11 protein-coding genes are annotated in these 15,183 nt (G+C 58.9%); 5 read left to right on the top strand and 6 right to left on the bottom strand.

Annotated elements, in window-relative coordinates; translation table 11 throughout:
• Window positions 1–7: 7 nt before the first annotated feature.
• From pheA to mtnA, 4 genes are all read right to left on the bottom strand, one after another.
• Window positions 8–1,102, bottom strand: coding sequence for a prephenate dehydratase (gene pheA, locus H8F23_RS08585; protein ID WP_016770924.1), 1,095 nt, complete (start codon window positions 1,100–1,102; stop codon window positions 8–10).
• The gene (gene serC, locus H8F23_RS08590) at window positions 1,102–2,187 is read right to left on the bottom strand and encodes a 3-phosphoserine/phosphohydroxythreonine transaminase (RefSeq protein ID WP_194934042.1); all 1,086 of its coding nucleotides are present in this window, start codon (window positions 2,185–2,187) and stop codon (window positions 1,102–1,104) included. Before serC ends, pheA begins: the two co-directional genes overlap by 1 nt.
• Before the next feature lie 251 nt (window positions 2,188–2,438).
• Window positions 2,439–5,213 carry a DNA gyrase subunit A gene (gyrA, locus tag H8F23_RS08595; RefSeq protein ID WP_093435302.1) on the bottom strand — a complete coding sequence of 925 codons (2,775 nt, stop codon included), beginning with the start codon at window positions 5,211–5,213 and terminating at the stop codon, window positions 2,439–2,441.
• A 434-nt stretch (window positions 5,214–5,647) separates the two neighbouring features.
• Window positions 5,648–6,724, bottom strand: a complete 1,077-nt coding sequence (mtnA, locus tag H8F23_RS08600; protein WP_194934043.1) for an S-methyl-5-thioribose-1-phosphate isomerase — start codon at window positions 6,722–6,724, stop codon at window positions 5,648–5,650.
• A gap of 108 nt (window positions 6,725–6,832) precedes the next feature.
• Here mtnA and H8F23_RS08605 point away from each other — a divergent pair, with 108 nt between their 5' ends.
• The 5 genes from H8F23_RS08605 to H8F23_RS08625 all read left to right on the top strand — a co-directional run bounded on the left by H8F23_RS08605 (window position 6,833) and on the right by H8F23_RS08625 (window position 11,737).
• The gene (locus H8F23_RS08605) at window positions 6,833–8,167 is read left to right on the top strand and encodes a TRZ/ATZ family hydrolase (protein WP_194934044.1); all 1,335 of its coding nucleotides are present in this window, start codon (window positions 6,833–6,835) and stop codon (window positions 8,165–8,167) included.
• Window positions 8,168–8,223: 56 nt separating this feature from the next.
• The gene (gene ubiG / locus H8F23_RS08610; RefSeq protein WP_093435309.1) at window positions 8,224–8,922 is read left to right on the top strand and encodes a bifunctional 2-polyprenyl-6-hydroxyphenol methylase/3-demethylubiquinol 3-O-methyltransferase UbiG; all 699 of its coding nucleotides are present in this window, start codon (window positions 8,224–8,226) and stop codon (window positions 8,920–8,922) included.
• A gap of 4 nt (window positions 8,923–8,926) precedes the next feature.
• Window positions 8,927–9,598, top strand: coding sequence for an N-acetylmuramic acid 6-phosphate phosphatase MupP (mupP, locus tag H8F23_RS08615; protein WP_194934045.1), 672 nt, complete (start codon window positions 8,927–8,929; stop codon window positions 9,596–9,598).
• A 108-nt stretch (window positions 9,599–9,706) separates the two neighbouring features.
• Entirely contained in the window at window positions 9,707–10,447 is a 741-nt protein-coding gene (locus H8F23_RS08620) for a YciK family oxidoreductase (RefSeq protein WP_025113079.1), read from the top strand.
• 363 nt (window positions 10,448–10,810) lie between these two features.
• On the top strand, window positions 10,811–11,737 hold the full coding sequence (locus tag H8F23_RS08625; protein ID WP_093435313.1) for a GGDEF domain-containing protein: 927 nt from the start codon (window positions 10,811–10,813) through the stop codon (window positions 11,735–11,737).
• A gap of 134 nt (window positions 11,738–11,871) precedes the next feature.
• Here H8F23_RS08625 and H8F23_RS08630 read toward each other — a convergent pair whose 3' ends face one another.
• Together H8F23_RS08630 and H8F23_RS08635 are read right to left on the bottom strand one after the other, a co-directional pair.
• Window positions 11,872–12,633 (bottom strand): TenA family transcriptional regulator, encoded by a 762-nt coding sequence (locus H8F23_RS08630; RefSeq protein ID WP_189661354.1) that lies wholly within the window; start codon window positions 12,631–12,633, stop codon window positions 11,872–11,874.
• A gap of 79 nt (window positions 12,634–12,712) precedes the next feature.
• Entirely contained in the window at window positions 12,713–15,172 is a 2,460-nt protein-coding gene (locus H8F23_RS08635) for an EAL domain-containing protein (protein WP_194934046.1), read from the bottom strand.
• Window positions 15,173–15,183: the final 11 nt, after the last annotated feature.

A 15,183-nucleotide genomic window follows, 5' to 3' on the forward strand; every position in this document is an offset into this window, starting at 1 on the left:
AACGCCCTTAGAGAACTGCTTTCGGGTAGGAACCCAGCACTTTGAGTGCTACTGCTTCCTGACTGATCTTTTCCAGTACACCTTTGATCAACGGATCACGGTGGTGGCCGACGAAGTCGATGAAGAACACGTAGGTCCATTTACCGCTGCGCGATGGACGGGTTTCGATGCGGGTCAGGTCGATCCCGTTGTCGTGGAACGGCACCAGCAGCTCGTGGAGCGCGCCGGGCTTGTTGCTCATCGATACGATGATCGAGGTCTTGTCGTCACCGGTCGGCGGCACTTCCTGATTACCAATCATCAGGAAGCGTGTCGAGTTATCCGGACGGTCTTCGATCTTCTCGGCCAGACGCGTCAGGCCATACAGACCGGCCGCCATGTCACCGGCAATCGCCGCCGAGTTCCACTCACCCTTGACCCGCTTGGCCGCTTCGGCGTTGCTCGATACCGCAACGCGCTCGACATTCGGGTAATGCGCGTCCAGCCACTTGCGGCACTGGGCCAGCGATTGCGCGTGGGAATAGATGCGGCTGATGCTGTCGGTCTTGGTGTTCTCACCGACCAACAAGTGATGGTGAATGCGCAGCTCGACTTCACCACAGATGACCATGTCGTGTTCGAGGAAGCTGTCCAGCGTGTGATTGACCGCGCCTTCGGTGGAGTTTTCCACCGGCACCACGCCAAAGTTCACCGCACCGGCCGCCACTTCACGGAACACTTCGTCGATCGCCGCCATCGGCTTGCTGATCACGGCGTGACCGAAGTGCTTCATCGCTGCAGCCTGGGTGAAGGTGCCTTCAGGGCCGAGGTAAGCCACTTTCAGCGGCTGCTCCAGCGCCAGGCACGAGGACATGATTTCGCGGAAAAGCCGCGCCATCTCTTCGTTACCCAGCGGTCCCTGATTGCGCTCCATCACGCGCTTGAGCACCTGAGCTTCGCGCTCAGGACGATAGAACACCGGCACTTCGCCTTCGGCCAGCGAGGCCATCTTTACTCGCGCGACTTCCTGGGCGCAACGCGCACGCTCACTGATCAGCTCAAGGACTTTGGTGTCCAGAGCGTCAATACGAACGCGCAGTGCCTTGAGTTCTTGCTCGGACATCAGCCGTGTTCCTTCTCGAATTCAGCCATGTACGCCACCAGCGCGTTAACGGCGGTGATGTCGACGGCGTTGTAGATGGAGGCGCGCATGCCGCCCACGGAGCGGTGGCCCTTCAGATTGAGCAAGCCGCGCTCTTCGGCACCGACCAGGAAAGGCTTGTCCAGACGATCATCAGCCAGACGGAACGGCACGTTCATCCACGAGCGGTCCGACTTGTTGATCGGGTTGCTGTAGAGGCCGCTGGCGTCGATGAAGTCGTAAAGCGTGCGCTGCTTGACATCATTGAGCTTGGCGATCGCTTCAACGCCACCCTGCTCTTTCAGCCACTGGAACACCAGACCGGACAGGTACCAGGCCAGTGTCGGCGGGGTGTTGTACATCGAGCCGTTATCGGCCGCGACTTTGTAGTCGAGCATCGTCGGGCACAGCGAACGCGCCTTGCCGAGCAGGTCTTCGCGGATGATGTTGACGACGATGCCGCTCGGGCCGATGTTTTTCTGTGCGCCGGCGTAGATCATGCCGAAACGCGAGATATCGACCGGACGCGAGAGGATGTCCGAAGACATGTCGGCCACCAGCGGCACGTCACCGGTTTCGGGGATCCACTGGAATTCCAGACCGCCGATGGTTTCGTTCGGCGCGTAGTGAACGTAAGCGGCGTCTTTCGACAGGTTCCACTCGTTCTGGCCCGGGATGGCGAAGTAGTCGTAAGGTTTGGCGGTAGCGGCAACGTTGACGTGACCGTAGCGCGAGGCTTCTTCGATGGCTTTCTGCGACCAGATACCGGTGTCGATATAGTCGGCCGAGCCGTTTTCCGGCAGCAGGTTCAGTGGAATCTGCGCGAACTGCTGACTGGCGCCACCTTGCAGAAACAGCACTTTGTAGTTCGACGGGATATTCAGCAGGTCACGCAGATCCTGCTCGGCCTGGGTGGCAATGGACACGAACTCATCGCTGCGATGGCTCATTTCCATGACCGACAGACCCTTGCCGTGCCAATCAAGGAGTTCACCCTGGGCACGTTGCAGGACAGCTTCAGGAAGCGCCGCAGGACCGGCGCAGAAGTTATAGGCTCGCTTGCTCACATCCAATCTCGCTCTGATTTGATATCACGCATTAAATCGTATCGACCGTCGACAGTGGAGCGGCGATGAAACGCTTTCCAGTGTAGGAGTGAGCCTGCTCGCGATAGCGGTGTGTCAGTCAACGAATGCTTATCTGACACACCGCTATCGCGAGCAGGCTCACTCCTACAGGGGATCTCCTTGCCTGACGATATTTCATACCGGACAAATAACAAGGGGGCGAATTCTCATCCGCCCCCTCGTTTGTCCGCTTATTCTTGCGGTTCTTCGTCTGCTGCGGCGTCAAGTTGCTGGTCTTCGGCAGCATCGTCGATCACGACATTGCCTTCGAATTCCTCGCCCTCTTCACCCTCAAGCTCTTCACCTTCAACTTCCGAAGGCTCCTGAACCCGCTCCAGCCCGACCAGGGTTTCATCCTTGGCCAGCTTGATCAGCGTGACGCCCTGAGTGTTACGGCCCAGGCTCGACACTTCGTCGACACGGGTACGCACCAGAGTGCCCTGATCGGAGATCAACATGATTTCTTCACCGTCCTGCACCTGAACCGCGCCGACCAGACGGCCGTTACGCTCGTTGCTGACCATGGCGATAACGCCCTGACCGCCACGCTTGTATTCAGGGAACTCGGTGATCGCCGTGCGCTTGCCGTAGCCGCGCTCGGAAGCCGTGAGGATTTCGCTGCCTTCTTCCGGAATCAGCATGGAAATCAGCTTCTGCCCTTCTGGCAGACGCATACCACGCACACCGCGGGCGGTACGGCCCATGGCGCGAACTTCGGATTCCTTGAAGCGAGTCACTTTGCCGCCGTCGGAGAACAGCATGATTTCCTGCTCGCCATCGGTAATGGCGGCGGAGATCAGGATGTCGCCTTCGTCCAGTTCCAGCGCGATCAGACCGACGCTGCGCTGACGGCTGAAGGCCACCAGCGGGGTCTTCTTCACGGTACCGTTGGCGGTCGACATGAAGATGAACGGGGCTTTCTTGCGGTCGGCAGCCTTGATGCGAGCACGACGCTCTTCATCGGTCTCGTTGCTGTTTTCGATTTCTTCTACATCAGCCTCGGCGCCTTCGGCCTCTTCTTCATCAGCCTGACGCTTCATGGCTTCGAGATCGACCGGCAGCATGGTGGTGATGTATTCGCCTTCGCTCAATGGCAGAAGATTGACCAGCGGACGACCACGGGCAGCGCGGGACGCTTCCGGAATCTCGTAGGTCTTGAGCCAGTACACCTTGCCCTTGCTGGAGAACAGCAGCAGCGTGGTGTGGCTGTTGGCAACCAGCAGGTGAGCGATGTAGTCCTCATCCTTGACGCCGGTGGCCGACTTGCCTTTACCGCCACGACGCTGAGCCTGATACGCAGCCAATGGCTGGGTCTTGGCGTAGCCACCGTGGGAGATGGTCACGACGCGCTCTTCTTCCGGGATCATGTCACCCAGGGTCAGATCGAGACGGGCATCGAGAATCTCGGTGCGACGCTGGTCGCCGTATTCGGCGCGGATCACTTCCAGCTCTTCGCGGATCACTTCCATCAGGCGCACGGCGCTGTTGAGGATGCGGATCAGCTCGCCGATCTGGTTGAGGATCTCTTGATACTCGGCCAGCAGTTTTTCGTGTTCCAGACCGGTCAGACGGTGCAGACGCAGTTCCAGAATGGCTTGCGCCTGTTCTGGCGACAGGAAGTACTTGCCTTCACGCAGACCGTATTGCGGATCGAGGTTTTCCGGACGGCACGAGTCGGCACCGGCACGCTCAACCATCGCCACCACTGCCGAGGATTCCCACGGCGTGCTGACCAGCGCTTCTTTGGCTTCCGACGGCGTCGGCGAAGCCTTGATCAGGGCGATGACCGGGTCGATGTTCGACAGGGCAACGGCCTGACCTTCGAGGATGTGGCCACGCTCGCGCGCCTTGCGCAGTTCGAACACGGTACGACGGGTGACCACTTCGCGACGGTGACGGACGAAGGCTTCCAGCAAATCCTTGAGGTTCAGAATGCGTGGGCGGCCGTCGATCAGCGCAACGATGTTGATGCCGAATACCGATTGCAGCTGGGTCTGGGCGTAGAGGTTGTTGAGGATCACCTCAGGCACTTCGCCGCGACGCAGTTCGATCACGACGCGCATACCGTCCTTGTCGGACTCGTCGCGCAGTTCGGTGATGCCTTCCAGCTTCTTCTCTTTGACCAGCTCGGCGATCTTCTCGATCAGACGCGCCTTGTTCAGCTGGTACGGCAGCTCGGTGATGACGATCTGCTGACGGCCACCGACCTTGTCGATGTCTTCAATGATCGAGCGGGCGCGCATGTAAATACGGCCACGACCGGTACGGTAAGCTTCGATGATGCCGGCGCGACCGTTGATGATCGCGGCGGTCGGGAAGTCCGGACCAGGGATGTATTGCATCAGTTCATCGACGGTCAGCTCAGGGTTGTCGATGAGCGCCAGGCAACCATCGATGACTTCACCGAGGTTGTGCGGCGGAATGTTGGTCGCCATGCCCACGGCGATACCGCTGGAGCCGTTGACCAGCAGGTTGGGGATACGGGTCGGCATGACCGCCGGGATCATTTCGGTGCCGTCGTAGTTCGGCACCCAGTCCACGGTTTCCTTGTGCAGGTCAGCCAGCAACTCGTGCGCCAGCTTGGTCATGCGCACTTCGGTGTATCGCATGGCCGCGGCGTTGTCGCCGTCGACCGAACCGAAGTTGCCCTGACCGTCTACCAGCAGGTAGCGCAGGGAGAAAGGCTGGGCCATACGAACGATGGTGTCGTACACCGCAGTATCACCGTGCGGGTGATACTTACCGATCACGTCGCCGACAACACGGGCAGATTTCTTGTACGGCTTGTTGAAGTCGTTGCCCAGCTCGCTCATCGCGAACAGTACGCGACGGTGCACGGGCTTGAGGCCATCGCGCGCATCCGGCAGTGCACGGCCGACGATCACGCTCATCGCGTAGTCGAGGTAGGACTGTTTCAGCTCGTCTTCGATATTGACCGGGAGGATTTCTTTGGCCAGTTCGCCCATGAGAAGCCTGATTCCTTTTTCTGGTGAAACTTCGTCATATCCATATGGGACCAACGAAGCTCGTCGGGGCAGACCGAGTGCCATGCACCGACTTACGACAAATCAACATTGGATCGCGGATTTGCGCAGTAAAGACAGCTCCGTGGAGCTGCCTCGGAAAACGCCGGATGTTATCACAAGAGCCGCCACGCACCTATCCCCCTGATGCGCATGGAGCATAGTTAGTTGACCGGTGACAGGCTTAACGGAGACGAGAGAGGCTCAGAGCTTAGTTGAATGCAGATTTGCGGCTTGAATTAGCGATGTTTATTGACTTTTAGGGGCACGCACACCTGTAGGAGCTGCCGAAGGCTGCGATCTTTTGATCCTGACCTCTAAAAAGCAAGATCAAGAGATCGCAGCCTTCGGCAGCTCCTACATTGAGTATCACCGCATCAATGCAGGCGTTTGCGGCACATCAACTGGGCCATTTTCGCGGTATCCGGGCGCTCGACGATGCCTTTTTCGGTGACGATCGCGTCGATCAGGTCAGCCGGCGTCACGTCAAATACCGGGTTGAACGCTTCAACGTCCGCGCCGACGCGCTTGCCACCCACTTCGAGCAACTCGGCGCCATCACGCTCCTCGATCGGGATGTCATCACCGCTGGCCAGATTCATGTCGATGGTCGAACTTGGCGCCACTACCATGAAACGCACGCCATGGTGCATGGCGTTGACCGCCAGTTGGTAGGTGCCGATCTTGTTGGCCACGTCACCGTTGGCGGTGATGCGGTCCGCACCGACGATCACCCAGGTCACGCCTTTGGTTTTCATGATGTGCGCAGCGGCGGAGTCGGCATTCAGGGTGACCGGAATGCCTTCGTTGGCCAGTTCCCAAGCGGTCAGGCGCGACCCCTGCAGCCACGGACGGGTTTCATCGGCATAAACGCGCTCGACCATGCCTTCCAGATAAGCCGCGCGAATCACCCCCAGTGCCGTACCGAACCCGCCGGTAGCCAGCGCACCGGTGTTGCAGTGAGTCAGAATCGCCTGCGCATTGCCCTGGTGCTTGCGGATCAGGTCAACGCCGAGTTGGGCCATGGTCAGGTTGGCTTCGCGGTCGCTTTCATGAATGGCAATGGCTTCGGCTTCCAGCGCCGCCAACGGGTCGGCGTTGCCTTTCAGACGATCCAGTCGATCGTGCATCCGGCCCAACGCCCAGAACAGATTGACTGCGGTCGGACGAGAATCGGCCAGCAAGGCGAAATCTTCTTCCAGCGCCGCAGCCCAGTCGCCACCTTCGGCCAGACGGGCACGGGCCGCCAGCACAATGCCATAGGCTGCGCTGATGCCGATGGCCGGCGCACCGCGCACCACCATCGAACGAATCGCCTTAGCCACGCCGGCGGCGCTGGTGTAGGCAATCCAGGTTTCCTCGAACGGCAAAATACGCTGATCCAGCAGGTGAAGCGCGCCATCTCGCCAATCGATGGCCTTTACTTTCTCCGCAGCCAACAGTCGATCGCGCATCCCTCACCCCGCACTCATGAACAAAAGCCGCCGATTATAGCGATCCCCCCGCGAAGACGCTCGGGTATACTTCGCCATCCTTTACAAAAGCACTGGAACCGACCTTCGATGCCGAAACCTGCCATTGCGCTCGACTTATTATTGCTGCCGACCTGGCTGGTACCCGTCGAACCTGCAGGCGTTGTGCTCAAGGAGCACGGCCTGGGCATCCGCGACGGTCGCATCGTGTTTATCGGCCCGCGCGCCGAAGCATTGAAGTGTAACGCCACAGAAACCCGGGAATTGCCGGATGTGCTGCTCGCCCCCGGTCTGATCAATGCGCACGGTCATGCGGCGATGACGCTGTTTCGTGGCTTGGCCGATGATTTGCCGCTGATGACCTGGCTGGAAAATCACATCTGGCCGGCCGAGGCCAAGTGGGTCGATGAAGATTTCGTTCGCGACGGGACTGATTTGGCTATCGCCGAGCAGATCAAGGGCGGCATAACCTGTTTCTCAGACATGTATTTCTTCCCGAAAGTCGCCAGCGAGCGCGTGCACAACAGCGGTATTCGCGCGCAGATCGCCATTCCAATCCTTGATTTCCCGATTCCGGGCGCCAGCAGCGCCGATGAAGCCATTCGTCAGGGCGTCGAGTTGTTCGGCGATCTCAAGCACCATGAACGGATCAAGATCACCTTCGGCCCCCATGCACCGTACACCGTCGGCGACGAAAACCTCGAGAAAATCCGTGTGATTGCCGAGGAGCTGGACGCCTCGATCCATATGCACGTGCACGAAACCGCTTTCGAAGTTCAGCAGTCACTGGAGCAGCGCGGTGAACGTCCGCTCGCGCGCCTCGGTCGTCTGGGCCTGCTAGGCCCGCGCTTCCAGGCCGTACACATGACCCAGATCAGCGATGACGACCTGGCGTTGCTGGTAGAAAGCAACACCAGCGTGATCCACTGCCCGGAATCGAACCTGAAACTCGCCAGCGGCTTCTGCCCGGTCGAGCGTTTGTGGCAGGCTGGCGTCAACGTGGCCGTTGGCACCGATGGCGCCGCCAGCAATAACGATCTGGATCTGCTCGGCGAAACCCGCACCGCCGCCCTACTGGCCAAAGCCGTCGCCGGTTCGGCCACCGCGCTGGATGCCCATCGAGCACTGCGCATGGCCACGCTGAATGGCGCGCGCGCACTGGGGATCGAAGCGCAAGTCGGCTCGCTGGAAATCGGCAAAGCTGCGGACATCGTCGCTTTCGACCTGTCCGGTCTGGCGCAGCAACCAGTGTATGACCCGGTTTCGCAGCTTATATATGCCACCGGTCGCGATTGCGTGAAACACCTGTGGGTCGCCGGCAAGCAACTGCTCGACGACCGCCGCCTGACGCGCATGGACGAAGAGCAACTGGGCGCCACCGCCCGGACCTGGGGCCAGCGCATCAGCGGCCACACCGAATCGTAAACACCTTGGCGCAAACGCCAGGGCTACAGCACTTTTAAAGTTTTAGAGGATTTAACATGAGCAACGTCGACCACGCCGAAATCGCCAAATTCGAAGCCTTGGCCCATCGCTGGTGGGACCGCGAAAGCGAGTTCAAACCACTGCACGACATCAACCCGCTGCGGGTCAACTGGATTGACGAGCGGGTCAATCTGGCCGGCAAGAAAGTCCTCGATGTCGGTTGCGGCGGCGGCATCCTCAGCGAAGCCATGGCGCAACGCGGCGCTACTGTGATGGGCATCGACATGGGCGAAGCGCCGCTGGCGGTCGCGCAACTGCATCAGCTGGAGTCCGGCGTCAGCGTTGAGTACCGCCAGATCACCGCCGAAGCCCTGGCCGAAGAAATGCCGGAGCAGTTTGACGTGGTCACGTGCCTGGAAATGCTCGAGCACGTGCCGGATCCCTCGTCAGTGATCCGCGCCTGCTTCCGCATGGTCAAGCCGGGCGGTCAGGTGTTCTTCTCGACCATCAACCGCAACCCGAAGGCCTACCTGTTCGCCATCATCGGCGCTGAATACATCATGAAGCTGCTGCCGCGCGGCACCCACGATTTCAAGAAATTCATCCGCCCGTCCGAGCTGGGTGCCTGGAGCCGCATGGCCGGCCTGACCGTCAAAGACATCATCGGCCTGACCTACAACCCGCTGACCAAGCACTACAAGCTGGCCAGCGACGTTGACGTCAACTACATGATCCAGACCCTGCGCGAGGAGTAAGCCGATGGCGATCAGAGCAGTTCTCTTCGACATGGACGGCACCCTGCTCGACACGGCGCCGGACTTCATCGCCATCTGCCAGGCCATGCGTGCAGATCGCGGCTTGCCGCCGATCAACGACAAGCACATCCGCGACGAGATTTCCGGTGGCGCCAAAGCCATGGTCGCGGTGACGTTTTCGATGGACCCGGAATCGCCGGGCTTCGAAGAACTGCGTCTGGAGTTCCTTGAGCGCTATCTGGTTGGCTGCGCCGTGCACAGCAAACTGTTTGACGGCATGGGTGAACTGCTGGCTGATATCGAAAAGGCCAAGCTGGTCTGGGGCGTGGTCACCAACAAGCCACTGCGCTTTGCCGAGCCGATCATGCAGCAACTGGGATTGGCTGAGCGTTCGGCCTTGCTGATCTGCCCGGATCACGTGAAGAACAGCAAGCCGGATCCGGAGCCGTTGATTCTTGCGTGCAAGATGCTTGATCTGGATCCGTCGACTGTGCTGTTTGTCGGTGATGATCTGCGTGATATCGAGTCGGGGCGCGATGCCGGTACGAAAACGGCGGCGGTGACGTTTGGTTATATCCATCCGGACGACAACCCGCGGCATTGGGGGGCGGACGTGGTGGTGGATCATCCGTCGGAGCTGCGCAAGGTGCTCGATAGCGCGCTTTGCAGTTGCTGATCAAAGTCAAAAGATCGCAGCCTGCGGCAGCTCCTACAGAACAGTGATCATTTGTAGGAGCTGCCGCAGGCTGCGATCTTTTAGCTATTAATGGATTGTGAGGTTTTTATGTTTGATTATTCCGCTCGCCCCGAATTGCTCAAGGATCGGGTCATTCTGGTCACCGGTGCCGGTCGTGGCATAGGCGCGGCGGCCGCGAAAACCTACGCGGCCCACGGCGCCACCGTATTGCTGCTGGGCAAGACCGAAGCGAACCTGACGCAGGTCTATGACGAAATCGAAGCGGCAGGCCACCCTCAACCGGCAGTGATTCCGTTCAACCTCGAAACCGCCCTGCCCCATCAGTACGATGAGCTGGCCGCGATGATCGAGACCGAGTTCGGCCACCTCGACGGCCTGCTGCACAACGCATCGATCATCGGCCCGCGCACGCCGATCGAACAGTTGTCCGGTGAAAACTTCATGCGCGTCATGCAAGTCAACGTCAACGCCATGTTCATGCTGACCAGCACCCTGCTGCCGCTGCTCAAGCTGTCGCAGGATGCCTCGGTGGTGTTCACCTCCAGCAGCGTCGGGCGCAAGGGCCGTGCGTACTGGGGCGCTTATGGCGTATCGAAGTTCGCCACCGAAGGCTTGATGCAAACCCTGGCCGATGAAGTCGACGGCGTCGCGCCAGTTCGCTCCAACAGCATCAACCCGGGCGGCACCCGCACCAGCATGCGCGCACAAGCCTATCCGGGCGAAAACCCGCTGAACAATCCGACGCCGGAGGAGATCATGCCGGTCTACCTGTACCTGATGGGCCCGGACAGCACCGGCATCAATGGACAGGCGTTCAACGCGCAATAACTGCCATACGTCGCTTTTGTTGCCGCGGCAGATTCCTGTCGCGGCATGCATTTGCCGCTGGCGACTGTCATATTTCAGTCAATTTTCCACCGCACCCTTCCTCCTCGCTCAGCCAACTTGTTGATTCCAAACGGTTTAAATAAAACCGAACCGAATGGCACGACTTTCGCTCTAAATATCCTCAAAGCATGCCGTGTGAAGGCAGTGGGGCAAGGCCGATTTCGATAGCTGACTAATCGTCTTCAGGCAGACTAAACTTACGCCAAATGTCCTACGGGACTGATGGATCAGTATGACGCGCAGCCCATAGCCGCTCTCACCCAGCCTGTAAGACAGACTTACTGCTTTAGGGGCTCACGCCATATGAAATCACCCTCCCAGACCAATGCAATTGACTTTGACAGTGCCAAATTGCAACGCCTGGGCTTTGGTCAGCTGCCTCCCCTTCTGGAGCGACCGGCCAGTCTTGCGCAATTGCGCCAGCAAATGAGCCTGCAACTGCAAACCAGCCTCGAGCCGCAACGCATCCTCGGTCTGTTTTTCCGCGAAGTTCAGCGTCTCGTGCCCCTGGACGCGCTTAGCTACGTGCATCAGGGCAGTGACCTGCGTCTGGAGTTCGGTGCCCGCGGCCACCACTCGATCAGCTATACCCTGAGCCACGAAGGCGAGCACATGGGCGAACTGGTGTTCCGTCGCAATCAGCGCTTCAACGACAAGGAACAAGGTCAACTGGAGTCGTTACTGTCATCCTTGCTGTACCCGATGCGCAACGCGCTGCTTTATCGCGAGGCGACTCAGAGTGCCCTGCGCGATCCGCTGACCGGCGCCGGTAACCGCATCGCCATGGAGCAAACCCTGCAGCGGGAGATCGATATGTCCCGCCGGCATCAGCAACCGTTGTCGCTGCTGATGCTGGATATCGACCACTTCAAACGGGTCAACGACAGCCATGGCCACAGCGCCGGCGATGACGTGCTTAAAGCCATCGCGGCGACAATCAAGGCGCAACTGCGCAACGTCGACATGGTGTTCCGTTACGGTGGCGAAGAGTTTCTGGTGCTGCTGTCCAACACCAGCCGGGATGCGGCGGCAATGGTCGGCGAACGCCTTCGTTATGCGACGCAGGCGGCCGAATACTATGCCGATGGGCAGTTGATTGAATTGACGGTGAGCCTGGGATGTTCGACGTTGTTGCCGGGCGAATCGGCTGACAGCTTGCTGCGGCGCGCCGACAGTGCGTTGTATGTGGCCAAGCGTGAAGGTCGCAACCGCCTGGCGATGGCGGGCTAAGCCTTTCAGGCAACACAAAACAGTGTGGGAGCGAGCTTGCTCGCGAAAGCGGTGAATCAGTCAAAGCAATGCTGACTGACATGACCCCTTCGCGAGCAGGCTCGCTCCCACATTGGTATTGCGTGAGGCTTGAATCAGCTCTCGACTACCGCCCTGCGCTCTCGGTTGACCAGCAAACGTTCCGACGTCTCCAGTTGCATGCAACGCTCCAGAAACAGATACATGTAGTCATAGCTCTTGCAGACGGCCTGACGCAACTCGGCCTGCAACGCCTTGCTCGGGTTCATCCCGGCCAGGGTGCAGATGATTTCCAGCGCTTCCCAAGGATGAGCATCATCGTACTGGGCGTGCATCTTCAGCCACTTCATTGCACGCTTGCGATCCTCTTCGGGAAACGCTGCGGCGTACACGCCAGTGGAGCAAACCAGCGCCGACCACTCCCCGGTCGCGCCTTCGATGGCATAGTTGGTGGCCGCGATGGCCACAATCAACGAATCGGCTGAACTGGTGTGCCAGCACCAATGACTCAAGGCATGCAGCTCGGGCGGCACATGTTGGGCCTGAAGGTCTTCCAGGCTGACGCCATGTGCACGACTCCAGTGCACCCAATAATCCGCATGATTGAGTTCAACGCGGATATTGCGCATCAGCCAGCGCCGCGCCATGTCTTCGCCCGGATGCCGGGCAAACCTGGTTTTGGTGAGATTCTGCGCCATGTACAGCGCAAATTGCTCAACCACCGGCCAGCCCCCGATCAGGTACTGACGCATGGTTCTGGCGCTGAGCTTGTTATCACGCATGCGCAGGTAAAGTTCATGTTCGACAACCCGGCGCTTGCTCTCGCTGCAATCTGCAATGAGCTGTTGTGCCCAGGCAGGATAACTTGCAGCTTCCATGAGTGGTCCGGTTCGGTTGAATGTGTCGATCACTGTTCGGCTCCTTTTGATTTGTGATTGTAAGGATCGGCGAGAGATTTCAACGGAACGTGCCAGGCGCTTTGAATAACAGCGGTTGCGGTCTGGCGGGCCGACTTTGCAAACTGTCGCAGGTAAACAACTGTGGGCGTTCTATAACATAACCCTGAGCGTAATCCACACCAATCTCAAGCAGGGCCTGCTCGATCTGGATTGTTTCAACAAACTCGGCAATTGTCTTTTTACCCATGACATGCCCGATGTGATTGATCACTTCGACCATTGCGCGGTTAATCGGGTCGTCCAGCATATCCTTTACGAAACTCCCGTCGATCTTCAGGAAGTCTACAGGCAAATGTTTCAGATAAGCGAATGAAGACATTCCGGCGCAAAAATCATCTAACGAAAAATAGCAACCTAAGCCTTTGAGTTCATTAATAAATCTTATTGCACTGCCCAGATTTGAAATTGCACTGGTTTCTGTAATTTCAAAACAAATCATTTCAGGCGGTATTGCGTAGTTAACAAACTGCTCCCGCAGAAAGTGCAAAAACGCGTCATCTCCTATAGTAATGCCTGACAGATTAATCGCACACATTGCTAAAGGTTGTTGATGTTCCTGGGCAATACATTGAGCAATAACCTTGAATACATTCTGAACTACCCAACGATCCAGTTGACTCATCAAACCATAGCGCTCGGCGGCCGGAATGAAACTGTCCGGCAGAATCATCCGCCCCGCTTCATCGTGCAGACGCAGCAGAATCTCGATGTGCCCACCGTTGTTGTCGCCCGGCTTGAGCGGAGCGATTTCCTGGGCGTACAGACAAAAACGGTTTTCTTCCAGGGCCATGTGCAAGCGCTGCACCCAGGCCATCTCACCAAAGCGCAGGGACAGTTCGGAATCGTCAGCGTGATAGACCTGCACGCGGTTGCGGCCCTTTTCCTTGGCCATGTAACAGGCCATATCTGCGGCGCGCAATGAGGCTTCGAGGGTCGTCGGGGTTTGTGCGATATGCACCAGGCCAATGCTCACGGTGGTCAGGAACGGCCGCCCCTTCCAGACAAAGTGCAGATTCTGCACAGTCTGACGCAGCGCCTCGGCAATCTTTTCCGCCGCGTCCGGCGCGCAGTTCTCCAGCAAAATGCCGAACTCATCACCACCCAGTCGCGCCAGCGTATCGCCCTCGCGCAATCCGGACTGCAGCAGCGTACAAATGTGCCGCAACAACTCATCGCCGGCGGCATGGCCGCAGGTGTCGTTGACCAGTTTGAATTGATCAAGATCGAGGAACATCAGCGCATGCCGCCCGGTATGGCGCGTGAGGTTGTGCAGCGCCTGCTCCAGGCGATATTCGAACTCGCGACGGTTAGCCAGCCCGGTCAGCGCGTCATGGGTGGCCTGCCACGACAGATTGGCGATGTATTGCCGTTCCTGGGTCATATCGTGCAACACCAGCACCGTGCCACTGACCTTTCCGGCATTACGGATCGGCGCGCCGACCAGGGTCACCGACAATGTCGTGCCATCGAGGCGCTGGATCAGCTTCGAGTGCTCGCTGCCGCCACTGAGCTTGCCGCTGAGAATGTGCTCGATCAGGGTCAGCCCTTCGGACTGGGCGTTGTCGTCGAGCAGATTGAACAATGCCGCCAGCGGCAAACCCGCGGCCTGTTCGGCCTTCCAGTGGGTCATGGCTTCAGCGGCCGGGTTCATGTAATCGATCGCGCCACTGACGTCGGTGGTGATGACGCCATCACCGATCGAATGCAAGGTGACGTGCGCCCGATCCTTCTCCAGTTGCAGCGCCTCGGCAAAGGCATGGCGCTGTTTGAGCAACTTGTGCGTACGCCACAGGGCCAGCACGATCAGCCCCAGCGCCGTGGCGAGATTGGTCAACAGCAGCAGCCGCAGGATCATCCGCGAGCCTTCGCCTAGCGCATCGCTGAAGGCTTTCGCGGCCGGGGTCACGCCATCGTTGATGGCAAAAATGCGTGCTTTCCAACCCTGGATATCGGCGCTGCTGGCGGTGTTTTGCGAAATGCTGCGGTGCATCTCCTGCGCCACGTCATCCAGCTCGACCAGATAGGCGTCACCGACCGTCCAGCGGTCAATTGCGGTTTCCAGATAACTGAAATGGCGGAAGTTGAGGTACAGCCAGATCAGGCTGGAAACATCGTCCGGGTGGTTGCCACCCTTGAGAATGCCTTCGCGCGCCGCGGCCAGATCCGGCGGCTGATGATCCAGCGCCAGGCGCAACTGATGCCCGCCTTGCGGCACACCGATCGCAGTGCGGTACTTGAGGAAAATCGCCTCGTCACGGCTGTCGGCGTAGAGATTGAGGTAGTAAATCGCGTCTTTCTGGCCCTTGGACCAGAGGCTCTCGCCGGCGACGTAACCGCGAACCGCCGAGAGCACGTAAAGACTCACGCCGCCCAATAACGCTTGGAACAACACGACGGCAATAAATGGCCAGACGATGCCCAACAACCGTGGCGTTCCGAGAGTCCGCTTTTGCTTCATGAGATCCCTTG

The sequence above is a fragment of the Pseudomonas neuropathica genome, from assembly GCF_015461835.1.
Classification (GTDB): domain Bacteria; phylum Pseudomonadota; class Gammaproteobacteria; order Pseudomonadales; family Pseudomonadaceae; genus Aquipseudomonas; species Aquipseudomonas neuropathica.

Bases quoted from the DNA above. Each gene is read 5' to 3' on its own strand.
- mtnA (WP_194934043.1), bottom strand. From the start codon at position 6,724: ATGCGCGATCGACTGTTGGCTGCGGAGAAAGTAAAGGCCATCGATTGG.
- ubiG (WP_093435309.1), top strand. From the start codon at position 8,224: ATGAGCAACGTCGACCACGCCGAAATCGCCAAATTCGAAGCCTTGGCC.
- gyrA (WP_093435302.1), bottom strand. From the start codon at position 5,213: ATGGGCGAACTGGCCAAAGAAATCCTCCCGGTCAATATCGAAGACGAG.
- pheA (WP_016770924.1), bottom strand. From the start codon at position 1,102: ATGTCCGAGCAAGAACTCAAGGCACTGCGCGTTCGTATTGACGCTCTG.
- H8F23_RS08625 (WP_093435313.1), top strand. From the start codon at position 10,811: ATGAAATCACCCTCCCAGACCAATGCAATTGACTTTGACAGTGCCAAA.
- H8F23_RS08635 (WP_194934046.1), bottom strand. From the start codon at position 15,172: ATGAAGCAAAAGCGGACTCTCGGAACGCCACGGTTGTTGGGCATCGTC.
- H8F23_RS08630 (WP_189661354.1), bottom strand. From the start codon at position 12,633: ATGGAAGCTGCAAGTTATCCTGCCTGGGCACAACAGCTCATTGCAGAT.
- mupP (WP_194934045.1), top strand. From the start codon at position 8,927: ATGGCGATCAGAGCAGTTCTCTTCGACATGGACGGCACCCTGCTCGAC.
- H8F23_RS08620 (WP_025113079.1), top strand. From the start codon at position 9,707: ATGTTTGATTATTCCGCTCGCCCCGAATTGCTCAAGGATCGGGTCATT.
- H8F23_RS08605 (WP_194934044.1), top strand. From the start codon at position 6,833: ATGCCGAAACCTGCCATTGCGCTCGACTTATTATTGCTGCCGACCTGG.